The sequence below is a fragment of the Blautia sp. AF17-9LB genome, from assembly GCF_003479185.1.
GTDB lineage: Bacteria > Bacillota > Clostridia > Lachnospirales > Lachnospiraceae > Fusicatenibacter > Fusicatenibacter saccharivorans.
Genome location: NZ_QUGU01000004.1, coordinates 191,616 through 216,135 on the forward strand (window position 1 = coordinate 191,616; position 24,520 = coordinate 216,135).

General features: G+C 46.5%; 21 protein-coding genes. 18 read left to right on the forward strand and 3 right to left on the reverse strand.

From position 1 onward, the window contains the following. Positions 1-15 precede the first annotated feature (15 nt). The 6 genes from DWX00_RS06320 (at position 16) to DWX00_RS20050 (ending at position 6,615) form a co-directional block, all read left to right on the forward strand. Positions 16-882 carry a class I SAM-dependent methyltransferase gene (locus DWX00_RS06320; RefSeq protein ID WP_118594863.1) on the forward strand — a complete coding sequence of 289 codons (867 nt, stop codon included), beginning with the start codon at positions 16-18 and terminating at the stop codon, positions 880-882. A 218-nt stretch (positions 883-1,100) separates the two neighbouring features. Beyond that, the gene (locus DWX00_RS06325; protein ID WP_022461783.1) at positions 1,101-2,387 is read left to right on the forward strand and encodes a hypothetical protein; all 1,287 of its coding nucleotides are present in this window, start codon (positions 1,101-1,103) and stop codon (positions 2,385-2,387) included. Positions 2,388-2,517: 130 nt separating this feature from the next. Then, positions 2,518-3,936, forward strand: coding sequence for a L,D-transpeptidase family protein (locus tag DWX00_RS06330; RefSeq protein ID WP_117802359.1), 1,419 nt, complete (start codon positions 2,518-2,520; stop codon positions 3,934-3,936). A gap of 55 nt (positions 3,937-3,991) precedes the next feature. Next, entirely contained in the window at positions 3,992-5,041 is a 1,050-nt protein-coding gene (locus DWX00_RS06335) for a D-alanine--D-alanine ligase family protein (protein WP_055228033.1), read from the forward strand. Further along, positions 5,038-6,417 (forward strand): UDP-N-acetylmuramoyl-tripeptide--D-alanyl-D-alanine ligase, encoded by a 1,380-nt coding sequence (locus DWX00_RS06340; protein ID WP_118594864.1) that lies wholly within the window; start codon positions 5,038-5,040, stop codon positions 6,415-6,417. The genes DWX00_RS06335 and DWX00_RS06340 overlap by 4 nt, the downstream gene beginning before the upstream one ends. Positions 6,418-6,498: 81 nt before the next feature. Further along, entirely contained in the window at positions 6,499-6,615 is a 117-nt protein-coding gene (locus tag DWX00_RS20050; RefSeq protein WP_226906323.1) for a putative holin-like toxin, read from the forward strand. Between the two features lie 131 nt (positions 6,616-6,746). On the opposite strand, the gene DWX00_RS06345 is transcribed toward DWX00_RS20050, so the two are convergent. Then, positions 6,747-7,478: a lysophospholipid acyltransferase family protein gene (locus DWX00_RS06345; RefSeq protein ID WP_118594865.1), complete on the reverse strand. Its 732-nt coding sequence runs from the start codon at positions 7,476-7,478 to the stop codon at positions 6,747-6,749. 177 nt (positions 7,479-7,655) lie between these two features. On the opposite strand from DWX00_RS06345, the gene DWX00_RS06350 reads away from it, so the two are divergent. Then, on the forward strand, positions 7,656-8,078 hold the full coding sequence (locus DWX00_RS06350) for a protease complex subunit PrcB family protein (protein ID WP_022461788.1): 423 nt from the start codon (positions 7,656-7,658) through the stop codon (positions 8,076-8,078). Between the two features lie 15 nt (positions 8,079-8,093). Continuing rightward, the gene (locus DWX00_RS06355; RefSeq protein ID WP_118594866.1) at positions 8,094-9,647 is read left to right on the forward strand and encodes a DUF3794 and LysM peptidoglycan-binding domain-containing protein; all 1,554 of its coding nucleotides are present in this window, start codon (positions 8,094-8,096) and stop codon (positions 9,645-9,647) included. A 78-nt stretch (positions 9,648-9,725) separates the two neighbouring features. Here the strand turns inward: DWX00_RS06355 and DWX00_RS06360 are convergent, their stop codons facing one another. Both DWX00_RS06360 and DWX00_RS06365 read right to left on the reverse strand, forming a co-directional pair. Further along, positions 9,726-10,169, reverse strand: coding sequence for an ImmA/IrrE family metallo-endopeptidase (locus DWX00_RS06360; protein ID WP_055219960.1), 444 nt, complete (start codon positions 10,167-10,169; stop codon positions 9,726-9,728). Positions 10,170-10,174: 5 nt separating this feature from the next. After that, positions 10,175-10,591, reverse strand: a complete 417-nt coding sequence (locus DWX00_RS06365; RefSeq protein WP_055219958.1) for a helix-turn-helix domain-containing protein — start codon at positions 10,589-10,591, stop codon at positions 10,175-10,177. A gap of 249 nt (positions 10,592-10,840) precedes the next feature. On the opposite strand from DWX00_RS06365, the gene DWX00_RS06370 reads away from it, so the two are divergent. The 10 genes from DWX00_RS06370 to DWX00_RS06415 all read left to right on the forward strand — a co-directional run bounded on the left by DWX00_RS06370 (position 10,841) and on the right by DWX00_RS06415 (position 24,479). Further along, a complete protein-coding gene (locus DWX00_RS06370; RefSeq protein ID WP_118594867.1) occupies positions 10,841-17,803 on the forward strand; it encodes a DNRLRE domain-containing protein in 6,963 nt (2,320 codons plus the stop codon). 81 nt (positions 17,804-17,884) lie between these two features. Continuing rightward, on the forward strand, positions 17,885-18,370 hold the full coding sequence (locus DWX00_RS06375; RefSeq protein ID WP_055219954.1) for a hypothetical protein: 486 nt from the start codon (positions 17,885-17,887) through the stop codon (positions 18,368-18,370). Between the two features lie 95 nt (positions 18,371-18,465). Next, positions 18,466-18,885 (forward strand): phage holin family protein, encoded by a 420-nt coding sequence (locus tag DWX00_RS06380; protein ID WP_055219953.1) that lies wholly within the window; start codon positions 18,466-18,468, stop codon positions 18,883-18,885. After that, positions 18,882-19,601 (forward strand): N-acetylmuramoyl-L-alanine amidase, encoded by a 720-nt coding sequence (locus DWX00_RS06385; protein ID WP_055219951.1) that lies wholly within the window; start codon positions 18,882-18,884, stop codon positions 19,599-19,601. Before DWX00_RS06380 ends, DWX00_RS06385 begins: the two co-directional genes overlap by 4 nt. A gap of 158 nt (positions 19,602-19,759) precedes the next feature. Then, the gene (locus DWX00_RS06390; RefSeq protein ID WP_055219949.1) at positions 19,760-20,014 is read left to right on the forward strand and encodes a hypothetical protein; all 255 of its coding nucleotides are present in this window, start codon (positions 19,760-19,762) and stop codon (positions 20,012-20,014) included. A 127-nt stretch (positions 20,015-20,141) separates the two neighbouring features. After that, a complete protein-coding gene (locus tag DWX00_RS06395; RefSeq protein ID WP_055219947.1) occupies positions 20,142-20,624 on the forward strand; it encodes a hypothetical protein in 483 nt (160 codons plus the stop codon). 25 nt (positions 20,625-20,649) lie between these two features. Further along, a complete protein-coding gene (locus DWX00_RS06400; RefSeq protein WP_055219945.1) occupies positions 20,650-21,132 on the forward strand; it encodes a hypothetical protein in 483 nt (160 codons plus the stop codon). A 220-nt stretch (positions 21,133-21,352) separates the two neighbouring features. After that, positions 21,353-21,910 (forward strand): hypothetical protein, encoded by a 558-nt coding sequence (locus DWX00_RS06405; protein ID WP_055219943.1) that lies wholly within the window; start codon positions 21,353-21,355, stop codon positions 21,908-21,910. Between the two features lie 116 nt (positions 21,911-22,026). Beyond that, positions 22,027-23,376 carry an MATE family efflux transporter gene (locus DWX00_RS06410; RefSeq protein WP_055219941.1) on the forward strand — a complete coding sequence of 450 codons (1,350 nt, stop codon included), beginning with the start codon at positions 22,027-22,029 and terminating at the stop codon, positions 23,374-23,376. 62 nt (positions 23,377-23,438) lie between these two features. Further along, positions 23,439-24,479, forward strand: coding sequence for a YeiH family protein (locus DWX00_RS06415; RefSeq protein WP_055220157.1), 1,041 nt, complete (start codon positions 23,439-23,441; stop codon positions 24,477-24,479). Positions 24,480-24,520: the final 41 nt, after the last annotated feature.

A 24,520-nucleotide genomic window follows, 5' to 3' on the forward strand; every position in this document is an offset into this window, starting at 1 on the left:
AAGGAAACCAATAAAATGTGGATAGCAGATGGATGGAAAGATTATGAAGTGCTGGATACGTCCGGCGGAGAAAAACTGGAGCGGTGGGGAGATTACCTTCTGGTAAGACCAGACCCGCAGGTCATCTGGAACACGAAAAAAGAAAATCCGGGCTGGAAAAAGAAAAACGGTCATTATCACAGAAGCAGCAAGGGCGGCGGAGAATGGGAGTTTTTCCATCTGCCGGAGCAGTGGGAGATCAACTATAAAGACCTGACCTTCCGCCTGAAACCGTTCAGCTTCAAACACACCGGCCTTTTCCCGGAGCAGGCAACGAACTGGGACTGGTTCGGCGATCTGATCCGCCGTGCCAACCGCCCGATTAAAGTGCTGAACCTGTTCGCCTACACGGGAGGCGCAACGCTCGCAGCGGCCGCAGCAGGCGCAAGCGTCACACATGTCGATGCATCCAAAGGCATGGTCAACTGGGCAAAAGAGAACGCTGCCGTGTCCGGCCTTTCGGACAAGCCGATCCGCTGGCTTGTGGATGACTGCACCAAATTTGTCGAGCGCGAGATCCGCAGAGGCAACCACTACGACGCGATCATCATGGACCCGCCGTCCTACGGAAGAGGACCAAAGGGCGAGATCTGGAAAATCGAGGAGTCGATTCATCCGTTCATCAGGCTCTGCACGCAGCTCTTAAGCGATGACCCGCTGTTCTTCCTTGTGAATTCTTACACGACAGGACTTGCACCGGCTGTCCTGACGTACATGATTTCCCTGGAATTAAAACAGTACAAAGGCCACGTAGAAGCACAGGAAATCGGCCTTCCGGTCAAGTCGACCGGCCTTGTTCTGCCGTGCGGTGCATCGGGAAGATGGCAGTCTGACAACGTTTAAAACATCTTTTGGCAGCGGACGTATGTCCGTCATACGAAAAACATTTGGCTGAAATTGCAGGAAATGAAGTATAAAACTGCAAAAAGTGGGATAAAATGCTGAAAAGTGTATAAAACATGCAAGTTCTCCTTGACAGAAACTCATGATCTGGTAAAATGGTCTTTAGTTGAGCAAGAAACCTGAAAAACGGGTAAGGAAAGTACAAGGGAGGACGTTTCATGAAACCGTATATCGAATGGACCAAAGAAGAATTAGTTGCCGAGAAAGCCAGACTGGAGCAGGAATTTGCAGAGGTAAAAGCAAAAGGCCTCAATCTGAATATTTCCAGAGGAAAACCTGCAGCAGCCCAGTTAGATCTCACGGAAGGAATGCTTACCGTTCTCTCGAAAAATGAAGACACCTTCGCAGAAGATGGAACCGACTGCCGGAACTACGGCGTGCTGACCGGTATTCCGGAAGCAAGAAAACTGATCGGAGATATCTGTGAGGTTCCGGCGGAAAACGTCATCGTTTACGGAAACGCCAGCCTTACCATTATGTTTGATACCGTAGCACGTTCGTTCCTGAAGGGCGTTGCAGGCTGCACTCCGTGGAACAAGCTGGACAAAGTAAAATTCCTCTGTCCGGTACCGGGCTATGACCGTCACTTCGGTGTAACCGAGTACTTCGGCGTTGAGATGATCAATGTTCCGATGACGCCGGAAGGACCGGACATGGACATGGTAGAAAAACTCGTTGCAGAAGATGACGCCATCAAGGGAATCTGGTGTGTACCGAAATACTCCAACCCGCAGGGCTACACCTACTCCGATGAGACCGTCAGAAGATTTGCAAACCTGAAACCGGCAGCCAAAGACTTCCGTATTTTCTGGGATAATGCATACATTATCCATCACCTGTATGATGACAGACAGGATCACCTGCTGAACATCATCGAGGAGTGCGAGAAAGCCGGAAATCCGGATATGGTCTATGAGTTCGTATCCACCTCGAAAGTAAGCTATCCGGGAGCCGGAATTGCAGCTCTCATTTCTTCTGAGGCAAACCTCAAAGAGGCACAGGAGTACATGAACTTCCAGATCATCGGTCATGATAAACTGAATCAGCTGCGCCATGTAAAATTCTTCCAGAACCTGGACGGCGTGATGAATCAGATGAAAAAGCATGCTGAGATCTTAAGACCGAAATTCGAGGCAATTCTGCAGGTAATGGATCAGGAGCTGAGCGGCCTTGGCATCGCTTCCTGGACAAAACCGAACGGTGGATACTTCATCTCCTTCGATGCGATGGAGGGATGCGCAAAGAAGATCGTTGCAAAGGCAAAAGAGGCCGGTCTTACCATGACAGGCGCGGGCGCAACGTATCCATATCACAACGATCCGCAGGATTCCAACATCCGTATTGCACCGTCCTTCCCGACACCGGAAGAGCTGGAAATCGCAGGTCAGGTATTCGTGCTGAGTGTCAAACTGGTCAGCGTGGATAAGATTCTGGAAAGCAAATAACAGATAAGTAAAAATACAAAAGCCGGATTCTCCCGGGGGACACAGTTTTTGTGAACTCTGGTGTGGGAGTTCCGGCTTTTTTCTATTAGAAAGTTAAAAAGAAATTTTCTATGGGACAGAAAGGAAAAACATGAAAAAGAAAGTAATAGGAATTGCCGCAGGAATCATACTCCTTGCGGCCGCAGGCGGTTACGCGGGCGTGGGGCATTACTATGCATCCCACTTTTTCCCGAAAACCGCGATCAACGGACTGAACTGCGCAGGGCTGACCGCAGAGCAGGTCAAAGAGGAAATTCAGAAGCACATTGTGGATTATACACTCAGCATTACCGAGCGCGGTGGAAAAACAGAGACATTAAGCGGCACGGAGATCGGCCTCACGTATGTGGACGACCACGCGGTGGAAAAACTGCTGGAGTCCCAGAATACTCTTGCATGGCCTGCATTCTATTGGAAAGAGAAAGAAAACCAGGTGGCGGCGGACTCTGTCTATGACAAAGAAATGGTGCAGGAAAAACTGCAGACGATGGAAGGGTTTCAGGAAGAACAGCAGGAAGCGCCGACGGATGCGTATCTGACGGATGACGGAACCTCGTACGTTATTGTGCCGGAAACAGAGGGCGAGCAGGTGGACTATGAGAAGGCGGAGCAGGCTGTCATCGAGGCGCTGGATGCCGGAGCGGCGAGCGTGGATCTGGAAGAAAAAGATGTTTACCGGAAACCGGACATTACGCAGGATGATGAAGCACTGAATGGGAAAATGGCGGAACTGAACCACCTGACAGCGGCGCGGATCACGTATGCAATCGGTGAAAACAGCTATGCCATAGACCGGGCGACCTTACAGAGCTGGCTCGTACAGGGGGAGGATGGAACCTACACGATTTCGCAGGACGAAGCGGCAGCTTTTGTGCGCCATATGGCGTATGAGACGGACACCTTCGGGCTGGCGCATACCTTCAAAACGAGTCTTGGCGCGACCATTAACCTGAATGCGGGCGGCGATTACGGCTGGTGCATCGACAAGGAGGAGACGACGCAGGCACTTCTGCAGGCGATCGAGGACGAAACACAGGGAAATCTCGACCCGGTTTACCTCTATACGGCCAATGACCGCTCGGCCAATGATATCGGAAATACATACGTCGAGGTGTGCATTTCGCAGCAGAAAATGTGGTGCTACAAGGATGGTGTTCTCGTGACGGAGACACCGGTCACAACGGGCAATCATGCGACGGGCTATGACACTCCGGCAGGCAGTGTCTGGGCGGTGGATGCGAAAAAAAGTGACTGTGATTTCAAGCTCTATCCGAGCCATGTCATGTTCTGGCTTCCGTTTAACGGCGACGTCGGAATCCACGATGCGAGCTGGCGTACCGAGTACGGCGGGGACATCTATCTGACGAACGGATCCCACGGATGTGTGAATACCCCATACACAGAAGCAGAAAAAGTGTTCAATGCTATTGAAATTGGTGACCCGGTTATCGTATACTATAGCCTGGATGATGTAACCGGGCCGCAGCCTACACAGAAAAACAGCCTGTAGGAAAAACGCTTAAGCATCACAGCAGAAGCACATCAAATAAAGGAGATTTTGATAGATGAAAATAGTAGTATTAGCTGGAGGAACCAGCACGGAACGTTCGGTATCCATTACATCGGGAACTATGGTCTGCAAGGCACTCCGCGAGAAAAACCATCAGGCAGTTCTGGTAGACGTTTTCTGCGGTATCGATGTGAAGGGGAACCTGGAAGATGTATTTGCAGAGGAGGCGTACGATATAGACAAAGCAGCAGAATATATGCACAGCTTTGATGCAGGATTAAACGAAATGATCGAATCCCGCCGCAGATTTTTCGGACCGAACGTACTGGAACTCTGCGAGGCAGCGGATGTTGTTTTCCTTGCCCTGCATGGCGCAAACGGAGAGGACGGAAAGGTACAGGCTACGTTCGATCTGCTCGGTATTCCGTATACCGGAACGGGCTATTTAAGCAGCGCCCTCGCAATGGACAAATCCATCACAAAACAGTTCTTCCGTGCACACCATGTGCCGACCCCGAACGGCGTGACCCTGAAAAAAGGCCAGGAGAGCGAGCCTTTGTCCGGCTTTGGCCTGGAGCTTCCGGTTGTCGTAAAACCGTGCTGCGGCGGTTCCAGTGTCGGTGTCTATATTGCACACACGAACGAAGAATACTGGCAGGCTATGAAGGATGCTTTCTCCTACGAACCGGAGGTTGTCGTTGAGGAGTATATCGAGGGAAGAGAGTTCTCCGTTGGCGTGGTAGACGGAAAGGCTTACCCGATCATCGAGATTGCACCGATCGAAGGCTTCTATGATTACACGAACAAATACAAAGCCGGAGCTACTGTTGATACCTGCCCGGCCGTACTGACGGAGGAGCAGACGAAAGAAATGCAGAAGCACGCAGAGGACGGCGCTGCCGCTCTCGGTATCGAAAACTACTGCCGTCTCGACTTTATGATGCGCAAGGATGGAAGAATGTACTGCCTCGAGGCAAACACCCTTCCGGGCATGACCCCGACCAGCCTTCTGCCGCAGGAGGCACAGGTACTCGGCATTTCCTATCCGGAACTCTGCGAGCTGCTGATCCAGCTTTCTCTCAGAAAAAGAGGTAACAACGCATGAAAAATATGACACTTGCGCACATTACAGAGGTGTGCGGCGGAACTTACTTCGGACCGGAAGAAAAGAAAACAGCGGAAGTCACGGATATCGTGACGGACAGCCGGAAAGCGGGAGAGGGAAGCCTCTTCGTTGCAATTCCGGGTGAGCGTGTGGACGGCCATAAATTTATCCCGAACGTGGCTTCCCAGGGCGCACTTGCTGTCATTTCCGAGCAGACACTTGAAACACCGCCATGCCCGTATATCCTCGTGAAGGATTCCATGGAGGCCATTAAAGCAATGGCAGAATACTATATGCAGCAGCTCAATATTCCGGTTGTCGGCATTACGGGAAGCGTTGGAAAGACCAGCACGAAAGAGACGATCGCGTCGGTGCTGGCGCAGAAATACCGTGTGCTGAAAACGGATGCGAACTTCAACAATGAGCTGGGTCTGTCGCTCACTGTTTTCCGTCTGCGTGAGGAAGATGAGATGGCGGTTCTCGAGATGGGAATCGACGATTTCGGCCAGATGCACCGTCTGGCGAAGATCGCGCGCCCGGAGACTGCAGTCATCACGAATATCGGCTGGTGCCATCTGGAAAATCTGAAGACGCGAGATGGTATTTTACAGGCAAAAACCGAGATCTTTGATCATCTGCGTGAGAACGGGCACATTATCATCAATGGGGACGATGATAAGCTGTCTACTGTTGGAACGGTTCACGGCATCAAGCCGGTTCATTTCGGATTGGATGAAAAGAACGAATATTATGCCGATGAGATCGAGAGCCAGGGCTTCCGCGGCATTTCCTGCCGGATTCATACCCCGCAGGGGAGCTTTTCTGCACTGATTCCGATTCCGGGACGCCATATGGTTTACAATGCGCTGGCCGGAACCGCAGTCGGATGCACGTACGGGCTGACGCTGGAGCAGATCAAACAGGGAATCGAGACACTGCAGTCGGTGAGCGGAAGATTCCACATCATCGAGACAGGAAAATACACCGTTGTCGATGACTGCTACAACGCAAACCCGGTTTCGATGAAGGCATCTCTCGATGTTCTGAAAGAGGCGAAGGGAAGAAAAGTGGCTGTACTCGGCGATATGGGCGAGCTTGGAACCGATGAGGCAGCACTTCACGCCGAAGTCGGCACACACGCCGGAACCTGCGGCATTGACGCCCTCTACTGTGCGGGACCGCTCTGCGAGCATCTTGCAAAAGCGGCAAAAGAGGCTGATTCGAAGCTTGAGGTACGCCACTTTGCAGACCGCGAGAGCCTGATGGCAGAACTGCCGAAGCTCTTACAGGACGGCGATCAGATTCTGGTAAAGGCATCGCATTTTATGGAATATGGAAAGATTGTGGAGATGCTTGAAACAGCACAGAAATTATGATAAAATTTTAAACTGGAAAGTACCCATGACAGGGTGGTAGCCTCCCGAGCTAATGAATACATAGGAAGGGAGGTGGCGTAAATGACAGCATACGAAATTATTATGGTTTTTCTGGGAATCTTAGCTTTACTGATTTCCTTCGGAGGCTTCATCATTGCGTTGCTTACCTTTCTCGATAAGAGAAATAAGCGAAAATAAAAATGCCTACCCCGTCGGCAAACGGGATAGGCGGTGTTCGTAAGAACATTTAACCCTTTTCTCGAGAGCATCCACTTTGGAGTGGGTGCTTTCTTTTTATATATTTATTATATCGCAGGGGTCTGGCATTTTCAAGCATTTTCTTTCAATTGTTCTAATAGAATGTTTTTCGTATAATTTCCAATCTCTTTTTTCTCTTCCTTCGTAAGCTCGCCCGGAATGATCGGCTTGCCGTACGTTACGGTAACGTGGGTACCGCGGATCTTCGGGAAATGTGCTTCCAGAATTTCTCTGGATCCGGAAATCGAAAGCGGAATGATCGGGCAGCCGGTTTTCGTTGCCATCTTGAATGAACCGTTGTGGAACTCGCCGAGCTCCAGCTCGCTCTCCGTCTTGCCGCGGGTACCCTCCGGGAAGATACAGATGGAAGTGCCGCTCTTGATCTCCTCACATCCGGAGAGAATCATCTGCAGACCCTGCTTGATGTCGGAACGGTCGAGAAACAGGCAGTGGATGAGTTCCATCCAGTTCTTTAACAGCGGAATGCGTGAAAGCTCTTTTTTTGCGACAAATCCGCAGGAGCCCGGAACCGTTGTGTAGGTTACAAGGATATCAAAATAGCTGCGGTGATTGCCGATGTATAGAACAGCCCGGTCCTTCGGAATATTTTCCTGACCTTTTACGGTGACCTTCGTGCCGGAAAAAAACAGAATTACGCGGAAAATCCAGCGGATCAGCGCACGGCTTACCTTGTCACAGACCTCCGGCTTTTTCTTCCGGATCAGAAACAGAACAAGAAGCACCGGGATCGACAGAATCAGATACAGAAAAGCGGTCAGAATGACCAGAATAAAACGAATCATGAATCTTTTTCTCCTCTTGGTAAAAATAGTGATATTCAGTTATTGCGTACTTTTCAGTATATGTCATATATGGGGCGGGTTGCAATAACTTTCGTCTTTTTCGGAAAAAGATTTTGCGTCATAGAAGACTGTGGCCCGTCATACAATGGATAGAAAGAGCAGGAAGCGGCGTTTGGAATGATGAAGAAAAAGAGACGGGGAAGAGTTCTTCTGGCGGCGGTGATTCTGATGCTCCTGGCATCGTGCCGGATCACAGATGTGAGCGAGGGCGAGCGGAAAGAACTGTCGTATGCGATTGTAAAGCCGGGCGATTTTCCGCCGGAAATCGATCAGATTTTGCGCAGGAAAAAAGAATCCGCGTTCCAGATGGCGTACGAGAGCGGGGACGATCTCTACATACTGCGCGGCTACGGAAAGCAGAAAAGCGGAGGCTTTTCTATACAGATCGAAGAAGTATCGAAATCGGAAAACGCCGTTTTCGTGCGGACAAAACTCGTCGGACCTGCCGCAAAGGAGGAGCAGAAAGGCGCCGCCTCCTGCCCTTACGTCGTGCTGAAAACGAAAGCGGCGGCGGGAATCTCAGTCGTATTTGAGGATTAGAGTGGGAGGAGCCTTATGGATTTTGTAAAAAAGATTCTGCATCAGATCAGCAGAAAAAGCGAAGCGGTGTCACAGATTACGTTTGATGAGGACTACAATGTGCCGGACGCACGGCCCGATGTGGGGCGGATGATTCAGAAAAAAGGCGAGGTGACGATCGGGGATGTGCAGATTTCGGAAGGAAAAGCGCGTGTATTCGGCGGCCTCGCCTTTCATCTGCTGTACGTCTCCGACGGCGAACGGCGCCGGATCTGCCAGCTCTCCGGCGAGCTTCCGATCGACGAGACGATCCATCTCGATGGTCTGACCGGCGGCGACAAGGTCTGCATCACCTGGGAAGTGGAAGATCTGAACCTGCATCTCATCAACTCGCGGAAGCTGGGCGTGCGCGCGATCGTCACGCTGCACGCGTGGATCGAGGAACTGTGCGACCTTGCCGTGCCGATGGAAATCCGCGGGGAGAGCGACGTCGCGGTAAAAAGGCAGGAATACCGCGTGGTTGAGCTTGCAGTGCAGAAAAAAGATGTGCTGCGTGTCAAAAAGGAGCTTACGATTCCGTCCGGCAAGCCGGAATTGCACGAGATTCTCTGGCAGGATCTGGAAGTGCGCGGTCTCGATCTCCGCTCTGAGGAGGGGCGGGTCAGTGCGCAGGGAGAACTCTTTGTCTTCTGCCTGTACAGCGACGGCGAGGAGGATCACCCGCTGCAGTGGGTGGAGCAGGCGCTCCCGTTCCAGGCAGAAGTGGAATGCCAGGGCTGCATCTCCGAGATGATCCCGCGGATCGAAAGCACACTCGGCCAGACCACACTCGAAATCCAGCCCGATTCCGACGGCGAGGAGCGGGTCCTGCAGGCGGAGGCCGTACTCGAACTTGACATCTGTCTGTATCAGGAAGAAACCGTATCACTTCTGCAGGACGTTTACCATCCGCACCGAGAATGCATTCCAAAAGTGCAGGAGGAGACTTTGGAGAGCCTTCTGATCCGCAATTCCTCCAAATGCCGCCTGACCGACAAACTGCAGATGCGCGTGCCGAAAAATAAAATTCTGCAGATTTGCCACAGCGACGGCAAAATCAAGATCGACGAGGAAAGAAACGTAGAAAACGGCATCGAAGTAACCGGTGTGGTGGAACTCAGGGCGCTCTATGTCGTGAGCGACGATGAAATGCCATTCTACGCCGCCGAAACCGCCCTCCCTTTCCGCCACACCATCGAAGTCCCGGAAATCGGACCGGACTGCCGCTACGAACTCCAGTCCTCCATTGACCAGCTCTCCACAACCATGCCGGACAGCAGCGACATCGAAGCCAAAGTCGTACTGAACCTGAACGCCCTCGTATTCCGCCGTAGAAAAGAGATGGTAATGCAGTACGTCGAAGAAAAAGACCGAGATCCGGAAGAACTGCAAAGCCTCCCGGGCATCACCTGCTACTTCGTCAAGCCGGGGGATACCCTGTGGGATATCGCAAAGAAATTTTATACGACAACGGAAAAAATTCGGGAACTGAACGACCTTAAAACCGAAAATCTTACGCCGATGCAGCAGCTTTTAGTAGAGCGGGTATAGTAGGAAAAGACAGCCTCCTGCCTTAAGAATGGAGTCAATCCATCAGGCAGGAAGCTGTCTTTTTGTGAGTTAACGAAATTACAATATTTTGATATGAGAAGCTTTTAAATCAATCAATCTTTGCGCATAGCCCGTAATCCGTGATATCTGCTCTGAGGTATAGCCCGCAGAAAGATATTCTGAGAAAGTGTCATCAGGCAGGAGCAGCTCAATGGCAAAGGTATCAGCTTCGGTTTCATATTCTGCCGTTTTTAAATGAGTTCTGGTATCCATAAAGATGGCATTTGCCTTTTTATGGAGAAACAAATGCCCAAGTTCGTGTGCCAGAACCAGTGTGCGCTCCTGCTCGGAAAGAGTTTCATCGAGATAGATGATATGGTTTCTCTGAAAATACTGATAAAAACCACGGACTCCGCTTAAAGGAGCATCCACGAGAATCACATTCAGTCCACGGACAATTTCAAAAGGATTCCGTGACTGGAATCGGTGAGCGATCTGATTCGCTCTTTTTTTTATGTCCATAGACATCAGTCCTTTTTATATTTTTTCGGTGTGTATTTTTCTTTGTTCTTCTTTTTTGCGAGTTCCATACCGATCTGCATTGCCGAAAGAATGGAATCGATGGCTTCCGGGGAAGCGGGATCGCCGTCAAACATCAGCCCCTCCTGAGAAAGAAGCTGTTCTTTGGTGCGGGCGAGGATTTTTTCAATATCCCGTTCGTCACGGGAAGTCAGTACCGGATCTGGTGCAGGTTCCTCTCCGTACATCAGATATTGAGGGGAAAGACTCAGATAGTCGGCAATTTTGGAAAGACGCTCAGCGGGGAAGGATCCTTTTTTTAGCTGACCGACATAACCGTTGGAAAACCCAAGGTCTTTTTCCAGCTTCGATATTGGAATTTTCCGCTCTTTACAGATTTGCTTTACACGTTCTACGCAGTTCATAACATACCTCCAATAAAAAAAATAGATAAAAGCCTAAAAAATGTATTGACAAAATAGAGAATACTCTATATAATGAGATCAAATTTAGAGAAAAACCTAAAGATAGAGAAGATTATATTTCTATATTAGAGTTTCCATAGAGAAAAGTCAATAGGTGATTCTCTAAATTTAGAACTTTATCAGAAGCGCGCAGATAAAGTATTTACGAAACCAGAAACAATACAGGATGAAGAAAAAGGAGAAATTAAAATGAGTCAGAAAACAGATCGCGTAATCGCGGAAATTTTACAGAAACGAGACCGTTTTACCAAAAACTTCCGAACAGAAAATCATGGCGGTGCAGCCGTCATTTACGGATACCCGGTTCATTATAAAGAAGGAGAAGAGTGGAAGGAAATTGATAACAGACTGGAAAAAACAGAAAACGGTTATCAGAACCATGCATCCCGGGTAAAAGTCCATTTTGCAGAAAGCAGTAATGCAAATGAAATGGTTACTATTGAAAAAACGGGAAGAAAACTGAGCTGGGGATTTCTGGCAGAAAAGCAGAAAAAACAGAACATCCGAAGCCAGGCGGCAGTACAGGCACAGAAGCGTGAAGCTGTATTTCAGCCGGAAAATCTCTATCCGACAGAAGAAGGAATGCAGAACAGAGCCGCAGTGCAGAAAACAGAAGAAAAAAGCGTGGAGCAGGAAAATCAGGAAAAAATGAGTGTTCCGGGTCTTGTGGCTGCCGGACATTATGCAGAGATTGCAGAGAATGTAGATCTCGAATACAAAATCATCGGAGAACAGGTAAAAGAAAACCTGATCTTAAAATCGGTAAAAGCAGCAGCTCTTGAATATTCGTTTTCCCTGCAGTTCCCGGGGATGATGATTGTCATTCGGGAAGACGGAGGAATTGACCTGATTGATGAAGAAACAGAAGAAGTTTTTTATTATTTTGCCCCGCCGTGTATGTACGATGCAGCCGGAAATTATTCGGAACAGGTACACTATGAACTGGAAACCGATGCGGAGCAGCATTGCAGTATTTTAAGCGTCGTACCGGATCAGACATGGCTTCAGGACGAAAACCGAGTATATCCGGTTGTGATTGATCCATCGGCAGAAACCTCGAAAACAAATAGGGCAATTGACGATACGTTTGTCCGAGAAAAAAGTCCGGACAGCGCGGTGGTAGCTTCTTATGGTTCTTTTACCGTAGGCCATAACCGGGAATATGGAAAATGCCGTTCTTTCCTGAAATTTACCAGCTTGCCTGCAATGGAACCTGGAGCGGTTATCTACGATGCAAAAATCTATGTATGGCAGTACCGGTATTCTTCGGACAGCAACCAGCCGTTTTTTATTACCGCCCATAAAGTAACGGGAGGATGGAATCCGGGATCAACCACATGGAACAATCAGCCGGCATATCAGTCGAATGTACTGGATTACTGCAGTGTAAAGCAGGTACAGTCCGGTAATACAATTACCGTTACACCGTGCGGATTCAACGTAACAAAACTGGTGCGTGAGTGGTACAACACAGGGGTAAATCATGGAATTGTTATCACGGCACAGAATGAGACACCATATCAGGAAGCCGTTTTCATTTCTTCTGATTATCCATCCAATAACTCTTATGGAATTACTTCCGAGTATTTCCCGCAAGGAATCTTTTATTACCGTAGTACAACAGGACTCGAGGACTATTACAGCTACCATGAGCAGGATGCCGGACGCGCAGGCCATGGCTATGTTAATGACTTCAATGGAAACCTTGTATGGGTGCATGAAGATGCGTCAACCAGCGGTGGGCTGCTGCCGATTCATATCCGTCATGTGTATAATCTGTCAGAACGGAGTAAAAACAACCGTATGGGAAAAGGCTGGAGAATGAACTTCATCCAGGAAATGGAAGCCACAGGAAACGCAAACTTCCCGTATGTCTACACAGATGGAGACGGAACCCGACATTACTTTTATAAAGACACAGCGGATGGAAATAAATTAAAGGATGAAGATGGCTTTGGATATGAGCTGACGCAGACAAGTTCTTCTGACGGAGATTCTTATTACATCATGAAGGACAAAAACGGCTGGGAATATGCGTTTGGTCAGGACAAATACATGCGGAGTATCAAGGATTCCAACGGAAATCTGCAGAAAGCGCAGTATGGTCCGTCCACAGCAGGTAACTATCTGGCATATCTGATTGATCCTACCGGTGCAAGAATGGACTTCAGATATGGAAAAGATAATAATCTGGGCAATCTGAATGCGAATGGAAGAAGCATTTATTTTTCCTATGACAGTGCAGGACATCTGACCAGAATTAGTTATCCGGATAATAAAAGTACGGAATTTTTCTACGATGGAGATATTCTGGTGAGCGTACAGAATAATGATGGGCGACAGATTTCATATAAGTACCAGGATGACTGCGGAGTAAAACGAGTGTCAGAAGTTTTTGAACATACAGGACCACAGAATGGGCAGAGAATGAAAATTTCCTATCGAAATGGAAATACTACGGTGTTTGAAACACAGGGATTGGATGGAGAAATCAGTCGGACAGGTGATAATCGAAAGTTTACCTACCACTTTGACAATTTCGGCTGCCCGGCGGATGTGTCGGATGAAGATGGTGCTGCAAACAGTTATCAGTTTTTACGGGAAGGACGAAAGAATAACAAGCTGAGCATGACAGGAACTTTACAGAAAGCCGTCAGGAACCGAATGGATCCAGAACCATTTTTATTACAGTGGAATCAGATTAACACAGGAAATGAAAATGCAGTTATTGGATTTAGAGCGTTAGGGGGATTCCCTTCGGGAACTTTTTGTACAATAAATAAAGATACCGTAAATGGTAGATATGGATACTCTAAAACGTATACGTTAGAAAAAGGAACTTATACTTTTTCCTGTTATGTTAAGGTTGAAAAATGTGTACCAGATCCGGAGAAAAAGCGTTCCGAATGCGGTGCCGGAATTTTACTTTCTTCCGGAAATACAGAGAAAATGGATCTGGTAACAGAGGTGAAAGATACAGATTCGGATGAATGGACTCGTGTATCGGTAACTATTACGATTGCATCTCAGACGGAGGTAACTACCGCGTTTTTCTTGGATAATATGCAGGGATGGGCTTGTTTTTCCTGTTTCCAGTTGGAAAAATCAATGGCAGCAAACAAATTTAACATGCTGCACGATGCATTTTTCGAAGATACATTTGACACAACAGGGGAATATGGCTGGAAATTAAGTCAGGGAGAAAGTGCAGACCAGATTGTAACAGATTCAGTTAAAGGTAAATGTGCAAGATTACGAGGTAACTTGTCCAAAGATAAGAGCCTGATGCAAACCGTAAAGGTGAGCGGAAAAGAAGGCGATGTATTTGTGCTCGGATGCAGTGTGAAAGCAGACGCCATTCCGGGCCGAACCTTCCGTGTTCGTGCAGTGGTTCATTTTACCGACAAAACAACGACAGAGACAATTGTGAACTGCAATCCGTATGTGACAGAGTGGCAGTTTGTCAATGGCGTAATCCTGACCAGGAAAGATGGTTCCACAACAAATAAGACCTACGAATCCATTCAGATCTATCTCGAATACCAGAAACAGCAGAATGATGCATTCTTTACCGGCTTACAGCTGATCCGTGATGATGCGGAAAGTTACGTGTATGATGCAAATGGAAATATTGTAAGTGCCAAGACAGCAGCGGAGCAGAATGCATTTATCTGCAACAAAACAGACCTGCTTTCCAAAATGGTTAAAGTGACCGGCTCTTCGTTTGAGTATGAATATGATGGAAAGAAAAATATGACAGCGGCAAGAAATTCAGAGGGAGTTCAGTACCGTTATACCTATGATAACAAGGGAAATCCGCAGGACGTAGTGATTCATCATGACAGGGTAAGTACGTCGGTAATGGCTGGCAGAAGTTATTATATTCGCCACAGAAAATCTGGTAAGTATATCGATGTAAAAGATGCATCTAATAAAGATGGAGCAGCAGTTCAGCAGTATGAGTTTTCGGGAAGTTCGGAGCAGAAATGGCGTATTGAGGATGCCGGAGAAGGATATATTATTTTCAAAGCATTTGACGGAAATGAGACATATGTACTGGATATCGGAACGGATGCAAATGGGGCAAAGGCGAAGTTAGCTGCATACGCAAACAAAGATTCACAGAAATTTCGTATCAAACCAGTAGGAGAAGGAATGTATTTGATCACAAGTAAAATTTCTAAGGACAAAAAAGCGATTGATCTTCCGAGAGCACAGCTTGATAATTCGATTCAGTTACAGATTTGGGATCAGTCAGAAACACATCCGAATCAGCAGTGGTATTTTGAGCCTGTTGCATATGAACGAAAGAGTGACCAGCCGATTTCCGGCGGGATTTATATGATGCGTCTTGGATACAGTGGACAGTATATGCAGGTAAATGGAACAACAGCGGGATCAACAGTTGTTCAGAATCGGTATTTAGGAAAAGAAGCACAGATGTTTCTGATTCATGGAGATGAAACAGGTGGATTTTTCCTGGAACCGGCCAATGCAGAGGGAAAAGCACTTTCTATGGCTTCGGATGGAACACTCACGCTGCAGGTGAAAAATACATCGGACAGCAAACAGAAATTCTGGTTTGAAGTGAGTGAAGAGGATAAAAATAATTATTGCATCAAACAGAACAGCCGGTATTTTATGATTCCAAGTCTCTCACATGAAGAGAATACAGCAATTAACGGAGCATATCCAACAGTAGAAGCCATGAGTCCACAGGAATTTATTTTGGAGAAATGCAGCGAACGTATGACGGCGCAGTATACCTACACGGCAACCGGCCGAAATGTAAAAACACTGACAGATGCCAGAGGATTTGTAACAACAAACGAATACGACAGCAAAGAACGCCTGCTGACGGGAGTTACCGATGCAAAAGGGAATAAGGTAACGTATACGTATGATACCAAGAATGACCTTCTGACCGGTGCGACGGCTTCTGATGGAACAAATACGGTAAAACTGGGTTATACGTATGATGAAGGTGACCGGTTAAAAACGATTGCCCACAATGGATTCGAGTATACCTATGAATATGATTTACTCGGAAATCAGACCAGAATTCTGGCAGGCGGAAATGCACTGGAAGAATACGATTATCTTCCGTCGGACGGACCGCTCAGCGAAGTAAAGTATGCGACAGGAGAAGTGCTGAAAAACAGCTATGACAAGTACGAGCAGATCGTGGAGCAGAAGTGGAATGGAACGACAGTCTTCCGAAATATCTATGATGACTATGGAAATGTATTTTACCATGAGGATCTGGAAAACGACAGAAAGATTTTCTTTGACTATGACATGATCCAGAGAATGGCAGGATACCGCACAACAGATGGAGAAACGGCGCGCATTCAGTATGACAACAAGAACAGACGCACAGGCATGGTACATCAGATTGATGACAGCAAAATTTCAACATCGTGCGTATTTGGAGAGGTTGGAAAAGCACAGGCACCGGATGTGATTTATCAGATCAAGGTAAATGATGCAGTCAAAATTTCGTATACCTTTGACACGTTATGTCGTGTTACCAGAAAAACCATTCATCTGAAGGACAAAACATATCCGGTCGACTATACCTTTGTGCCGGGAAGAAAAGCGGGAATTACAACCTTGCTTCTCAAAGAAATCAACAATAACGGAAAGAAACTGTCCTTTGTTTATGATGCTGTGGGAAATATTGTTACGATTTCCGAGAATGGTGTTCAGAAAGTAAAATATACGTATAATGCTTTGAGTGAACTGACCCGTGTGGATTCTGCATGGGAAAATAAGAGTATTACGTATACCTACGATGCCGGAATGAATATGACGTCCAGAAAAGAGTATTCCTATACAACGGGAGCACTGGGCAATGCGGTAAAGACAGATCTGTTTACCTACCGTGCTTCAGGATGGAAAGATCAGCTTATTTCCTATAATGGCAGCAGCATTTCCTATGATGCGGTCGGCAACATTACAGCTTATCAGGGAAGAACACTGACCTGGTACAGAGGAAGCCTGCTGCAGAGTCTGACCTTAAACGGAAAGAAAGCAGTTTACCATTACGACAGCGAAGGACACAGAGTCCAGTGGAAAGACCTGAACGGAATCAGCCATAAGAACTACTGGTGCGGAAACAAACTGATGGGAACGAAGTATGGAGATGTACTGGTTCAGTTTGTTTACGGTGCGGATAAATCCCCGCTGATGCTGAAAAAGGGAGAAAAAGAGTATTATTACTTGTACAACAGCCAGAATGATGTCATAGGACTGATTGACAGCGATGGAAAACAGGTAGTAAACTATTCTTACGATGCATGGGGAAAACAGACTGGTCTGACCGATATCAGCGGAGAAAATATCGGAAAACTAAACCTATTCCGTTATCGTGCTTACTGCTACGATGACGATACCAAACTCTATGTCACCGCCAGCCGTTATTATGATCCGGAATTGTGCAGATTCCTTTGTGCGGACAACTTTGATGCTGTAAAAGCGAAAATGTTTAGCATGAATGGAAAGAACCTTTATGTGTACTGTTGCAACAATCCGGTGAATGCGGTAGATGATGATGGTGATTTTGGAATTTTAATGCTGGCATTCCCAGGAATCGATCCCAGAAAAGTAGCATGGAATATCTTAAAAGATGTATTTGTATATGCGGTACAGTGCGGAATGGCGAATGAGAAAGTAACCTTAGAAGGAATTGCAGAGGTGGCCATAGAAAGTGCAATCAGTAGTGTTTTGGGAGATAGCCAAGGAATTATCTTTTCAGTAGTAGTAAGTGGTTTGAAAGGAGGATATTTAGAGTATCAGGAATCAGGAGATATGGCAAGAGCAATGGGGGCAGGATTTTACGATGCTATAATGACCTTGTTAGAACCTAAAACGTATAACGCATATGTAAAAAATGAAACTATTGAGAATGCATTGGGTGCTTTTACAGACTTTTTTCAGTCTCCATTACTGAGCTATCCCAAAAGCGGTGTTTTGGATGGAGTGTTTGGAAAACCCAAGAAACAGGCAAATAAAAATGGATCAACACTTAAGAAAAACAGCAACATCAACTTTAGTACAAAAAAAGTTGGGGGGAAAAAGAAGAACTGGCAGAGTAATAAGCCTGCAATTTCCAGAAAAATGCAAAATATAGGACTTCCAGCGCTTAGATAGAAAAGTTTTAAGATGCCTTTGCGCGAAGAAAAATAGTTTTGTACAAAGGCAAAGCGTAAGAAATAACGAGGAGAAGATTGTATGAAAGTAGTATGGGGAAAATTTGGTACCGGCGTAGACCTGATTGTGTGTGCTATTAGTAGTTATTGGTGGGTGAGCCTGTGGGTAAATGAAAAAGATGCGTTCCACGCCTATTCATTAAAAACAAGTATCATAGTGTTTCTAGGAATAATGTTCTTTTTAAGCATAGCAGCTTATGGAACTGTGACATTTCTACTAAAACGAATTTATATTTATGAATGGGGAATAATGTTATCTTTTTGGGGCTATGAAAAAAAGATAGAATGGGAAGATTTTACTGTGATACAAAGATACAATGATCATTTTTTCTTCAACATATCGAAACAGAAAGATGACAGTTTGTTCTGGTGTACCTATCACCCATTTACCAGTATCATGATATTCGACAAGTTCCGCGGACCGGGCTGGGGAATCATACCGCTCAGCGCCGACGAATTTTGTGAACTCCTCACTTCATACGGTGTCAAGTATACGGAAAGTAAATAACATACAAAAAGAGTGGAAGTGGCCGTAAGATCCACGAATTACCAGCCACTTCCCTTTTTATATGCAAATTTAGAAAAAGAAAGAAGGAAATGCCAATGAAATCAATTTATCGCACGATCCTTGCCGCAGCAGGCAGCTTCCTTGCGGCACAGTTTGGAGGCTGGGATGCTGCGCTGGAAACGCTGGTCTGCTTCATGGCAATTGACTGGATCACAGGAGGTGTTCTGCTTCCTGTTGTTTTTAAAAAGAGTCCGAAATCTGAAAACGGAACGTTGGAGAGCCGTGCGGGATGGAAAGGGCTTTGCAGAAAAGGGATGATGCTGTTCTTTGTGCTGGTCGCGGAAAAACTGGATCAGCTCACACAGACGAATTATCTGCGGGATGCCGTCTGCATTGGATTTATTTTAAATGAAGCGGTTTCAATCTTGGAAAATGCAGGGCTGATGGGTGTGAAAATCCCTGAGGTTCTGCGGTCAAGGATTGATGTGCTGAGAAAGGAGGAGCAGAGTAAATGAGGGTTGACAGAAGCTATTGTAGCAACCAGAATACATGGTCGGAAAATCATCCGCAGTGTATTGTGGTACACAATACAGACAATTTTGCCGCCGGAGCCGATGCCCGCGCGCATGCAAGAGCGCAGTACCAGGGAAATTTTCAGATTATGTCGGCGCATTATTACGTAGATGACGGGGAGATCGCTTATCAGGCTGCGCCGCACAGCAGAGGATGCTGGCATGTCGGGAGAAATTATGGAAGTAAAAATCTATTCGGCAGATATGGAAACCGGAACAGCATCGCGGTTGAGATGTGCGTGCAGAAAGGATATGATTACGAAACCGCATTTTTACATACGGTGGAGCTGGTGAAAAACCTGATGAACGAGACGGGGATTCCATCAGATGCAGTTTACCGGCATTACGACATCTGCAGCAAAAACTGCCCGTCCCAGATTCAGAAGCGGGGAGACTGGGAGCGGTTCCAGCGTCTGATTCGGGAAACAGAAGACGGCAGTGAGAAAAGTGAATACAATCCCGGCATCTACCGTGTAACAGACCCGGCGCTCAACATCCGCACAGGTCCCGGAGTAGAATACCCGGTGGTGGGAGTCATCAAAGACCAGGGAAGCTATACGATCACAGAAATCAGAAACAAAAGCTGGGGCAGACTGCTGTCGGGAGCGGGATGGATCAACTGCCATAAAGCATATTGTTTTTACGGGGGAAGAGTATAAAATCCCATCTTTGCAAAACGATGTCATCGGACGGATTGACAGCGATGGAAAGCAGGGAGTAAACTATTCTTACGATGCAGGGGGAGAACTGGTAAATACCATGGATACAAGTGGTGCGAATATTGCACAGTCGAAAGAAATAACGAGGAGAAAATTGTATGAAAGTAATATGGGGAAAATTTGGTACAGGTGTAGATTTGATTCTGTGTGTTATTATTAATTACTATGTGGTGAGTATATGGGTAAATGGAAAAGATGAGTTCCATGCATATTCATTAAAAACAAGTATTATATTTCTAATAGAGGTAATGCTCGTTTTAAATATGGGGAAAACAGACCGGTCTGACCGATACCAGCGGAGAAAATATCGGAAAGCTCAATCCATTCCGCTATCGTGCTTACTGCTACGATGACGACACCAAGCTCTATGTCACCGCCAGCCGCTATTACGATCTGGAATTGTGCAGATTCCTTTGCGCAGACAACTTTGATGTTGTAAAAGCGGAAATGTTCAAAAAGTTAAATTAGTAGGTGGCAAATATGAAGGCAGGATATCGTAAATTTTATAAATATTTTAGTATATTGGTATTTATGGGCTGCGGATACCTTATGCTGAATTTTTGGGAAGAGGGAAAAGGTCAAATTAGTTCTTATAACATGCAAGATAAAGCACTTATGATATTGTGGTTTATGATTTATACTTTTGGTACGGCTGCTGGAATTATAAATACTTTAACCAGTATTTACATTTATGAATGGGGAATGCAGATCTCATTTTTGAAATATAAGAAAAAAATCGAATGGGAAGAATTTTCTGTTATACGAAGATATCATAATCATTTTTTCTTCAATATGTCAAAACAAAAAGATGCAGGTCCGTATTGGGCAATGTTTCATCCCTTTACCAGTTTTGTAATATTCGATAATTCGCGAAATCGTTCTGTTCATACCATGCCGCTTAACGCCGACGAATTTTGTGAACTGCTCACTTCATATGGTATTCAGTACACGGAAAGAAAATAAAGATCGAAGGAATTAAAGAGAAAATATGAGAGCAGGATATCGTAAGTTTTTTATGTTTGCACAAGTTGCTACATTAATAGGCATCGGGTATCTTATGACAAGATTTTGGGAAGATGCAAAAAATCAATGTGAATTATATAATTTGCCTCAAAAGCTTTGGGTAATATTTGGAATAATGTTTATTTGTGGGATAGTGTCATGGGGAAGTGTAGATGCTTTAACACGTATTTACATCCATAAGTGGGGAATGGAACTTGCCTTTTTGGGATATAAGAAAAAAATTGTATGGGAGGATTTTTCCGTTATACAAAGATATAAAAATCATTTTTTCTTTAACGTATCAAAACAAAAAGATAGTGGTCTGTTTTTTTCAACATATCATCCATTTACTAGCTTTGTGATATTTGATAAGTCACAATTTAGTTGTGTCCGTACTATGCCAATCAGTGCCGACGAATTTTGTGACCTCCTCACTTCATACGGTGTCAAGTATACGGAAAGTAAATAAAGCATGAGAAGAGTGGAAGTGGCCGTAAGATCCCACGAATTACCAGCCACTTCCCTTTTTATACGCAAATTTGGAAAAAGAAAGAAGGAAATGTTTTAGAATTATAGTTCGTTGGATACCAGTGAACTATAACAGAAAGTGTTCTGCTTCCCTGTTGTTTTTACGGAGAAAAGAGTGTAAAATAAATACAGACATCATTACATTGATGGAGGATAAACAGTTGCTTGAATGGATTAATGTTTTTAAGGTAAATCGGAAAATTAAATCCCGTCTCTGGCCGTGGATCAAGATTATTTTAAGTATTGTTCTTTTCTTTGCGGTATTTTACGGCGACATCTATGTTCATATTCTGGATGGAACAAATCTGGGACGAATTGTGGAAGCAATGATTCTGGTTGTGTTTTCGTTTCTGGACTATCTGATCTGCTTCATTTCCGTAGCCGAAATGGACTGTTTGAAAGACCGGCGGTATGCGGCGGCGAAAGAGAGCGGTGAATTTTACACGATTTCCCAAATCGAAAGCTCCCTGTTCAACTACGTGCCGCGTACCTATACGATTTATTACCGGCGGGGAAGCAGAAGACTTACCTTCGGCGTACGGACAAGAACGACAGGAAATCTGCTGGAAATGGGCAGCAGAGAATATTTCATAGGACCGACAGGAAAGCGCGAGCAGATTGTGAAAGACCTCGATACGCTGATGAAAGAAGTAAAAAAATACGCAAGATTTGACAAAGTCCTGGTACAGGCAATCAATGGAGAACCGGTAAAGAAATGATGCCGGTTCTTCTTGCTTTTACGTAAAAATGCAGGTAAGATAAAAACAGCATGAGTGTAATACACATGCGTGAAAAATCATCAACAGAGAAGGTATGAAAATGGAGGAAACAAAAGATGAATTATCTGAAGGAACGGGATGGTGACCTGTTCTCCAATGCGGATCTGAAACGGCTGATTGTGCCGCTTCTGATTGAACAGCTTCTTGCCATCGCAGTCGGCATGGCGGATTCAATTATGGTATCCAGTGTCGGCGAGGCGGCGGTGTCGAGTGTGTCGCTGATTGATACAATCTTTATTCTGCTGATCAACATGTTCACCGCGATTGCAACCGGCGGAGCCGTCGTGTGCGGCCAGTATATCGGAAAGAAGCGGCCGCATAAAGCATGTGAGGCAGCTGACCAGCTTCTGCTGGTGACAACGGCGCTGTCAGTTGTGATCATGGCGGCGGTCTATCTTTTAAAGCCGTTTATTCTGCATGTTGTGTTTGGAAACATTACGGCAGAGGTAGAAAGAAACTGCAATATTTATCTGATGATCGTAGCGGCCTCCATTCCGTTTCTGGCGGTTTACAACGGCTGTGCGGCCATTTTCCGTGCGCAGGGTGATTCGAAAACGCCGATGAAAATATCCATCGTCATGAACCTGATCAATATTTCGGGAAATGCGCTTCTGGTCTATGCGCTGAAATTCGGCGTGGACGGCGTTGCGATTCCGACGCTGCTTTCACGTATGTACGCGGCTGTGGCAGCATTTGTTCTCGTACATAATAAGCGGTATCTGGTGCGGTGCTCTTATCCGGTGAAAGTAAAACCGGATTTCCATATGCTGAAAAAAATCCTTGGCATCGGCATTCCGAACGGCCTCGAGAACAGTATGTTCCAGCTCGGCAAAATCATGGTCTTAAGTATGATCACACAGTTCGGAACAGCGTCGATCGCGGCAAATGCGGTGTCCAACACGATTGCTGTCTTCCAGACACTGCCCGGTATGGCGATCGGAAATGCAGTGCTGACCGTAAGCGCACAGTGCGCGGGAGCGGGAGACTATGAGCAGGTAAAATACTATGCGAAAAAGCTGCACATCATCATTTATGGACTGATGATCGTCTGCTGTCTCGGTGTCATCGCGGCACTTCCGGCAGTGCTTCACGTTTACAGTCTGTCTGCGGAGGCAACTGCCATGACGGAAGATATCATCGTTTACCATGGTATCTGCTGTATGATAATCTGGCCAATTGCCTTCACCCTGCCGAATGTACTCCGCGCGTCCAATGATGTGGCATTTTGTATGATTCTCTCGATCCTTTCCATGTGGATCTGCAGAATCGGCATGAGCTATGTGCTCGGTGTGCGTATGGGATTCGGTGTCTTTGGTGTCTGGGTCGCCATGACGATGGACTGGGTTGTTCGTGCTATTTTCTTTGTCCTTCGCTATCGAAGTGGGAAGTGGCAGCATCAGATGTGATGAAAAATACGGAATGTTTTGGGGAGAGAGAAAAAACGATACATCTGGAGGAAGTTATTATTATGAAAAACGCAAAGAAACTGATTCCCGGAGCAGCGATTGCGCTGGTGATTGCGGTTGCAGCGAAATTCCTGGAAAGCCTGGAGGAGAGCGCCGGACTGCACTTTATCGGGGCGTCGGTCATCGCCATGTTTATCGGTATGATTGTGAATGCCCTTTACAAGCCGAACAGCGTGACAGCGCCGGGAATTAAATTTACATCGAAGAAGATCCTGAAATTTGCGATTATTCTGCTCGGAGCGAGCCTGAATATCCGCACGGTACTGACGGTCGGAAGATTTTCCCTGACGGTTATGGTATTTACCCTGGCAACGTGCTTTGGCCTCGGCGCACTGATCGGAAAAGCACTTGGACTGAACTGGAAGACGAGCAGCCTCATCAACGCCGGCACGGGTATCTGCGGCGGTTCCGCGATCGCGGCAATCGCGCCGGTCATCGAGGCGACCGATATGGACATTGCCTATGGCCTCTCCGCAACGTTTTTATTTGATACGGTCATGATCGTCGTATTCCCGATCCTCGGTCACTGGATGGGCCTTTCGGATGCCGCGTTTGGCCTCTGGGCCGGAACTGCGGTCAACGACACATCAAGCGTCGTTGCCACCGGTTACGCATTCAGCGAGGCCGCCGGTGATTTCGCAACCATGGTAAAACTGACACGGACCCTCGCCATCATTCCGGCCGTCCTGGCATTCGCCGCCATCAACGTACATCTGAAACGGAAGGCGCAGGCAGCAGAAGGAACCGCCGTAAAGGTAAGCATCAAATCCATTTTTCCATGGTTTATCTTAGGTTTTCTCGCCATGTCAGCACTGACCTCCTTAGGTCTTATCCCGGCAGGCACAGCAGCCGCATTAAAAACCATCAGCAAATTTCTGATGGTAGCCGCCCTTGCGGCCATCGGCCTGAACACCGATTTCAAATCCCTCTGCCGCTCCGGCGCAAAGCCGATGCTGCACGGATTCATCATTTCGCTGCTGGTAGTCCTGGTAGCGATTGCAGTCGAATTTGCGATCGGCATTGCGCCGCATGGGGTACTGTAAAGAAACAGAGAATTAAAAATCCAGGCATCCGTATAGGATGC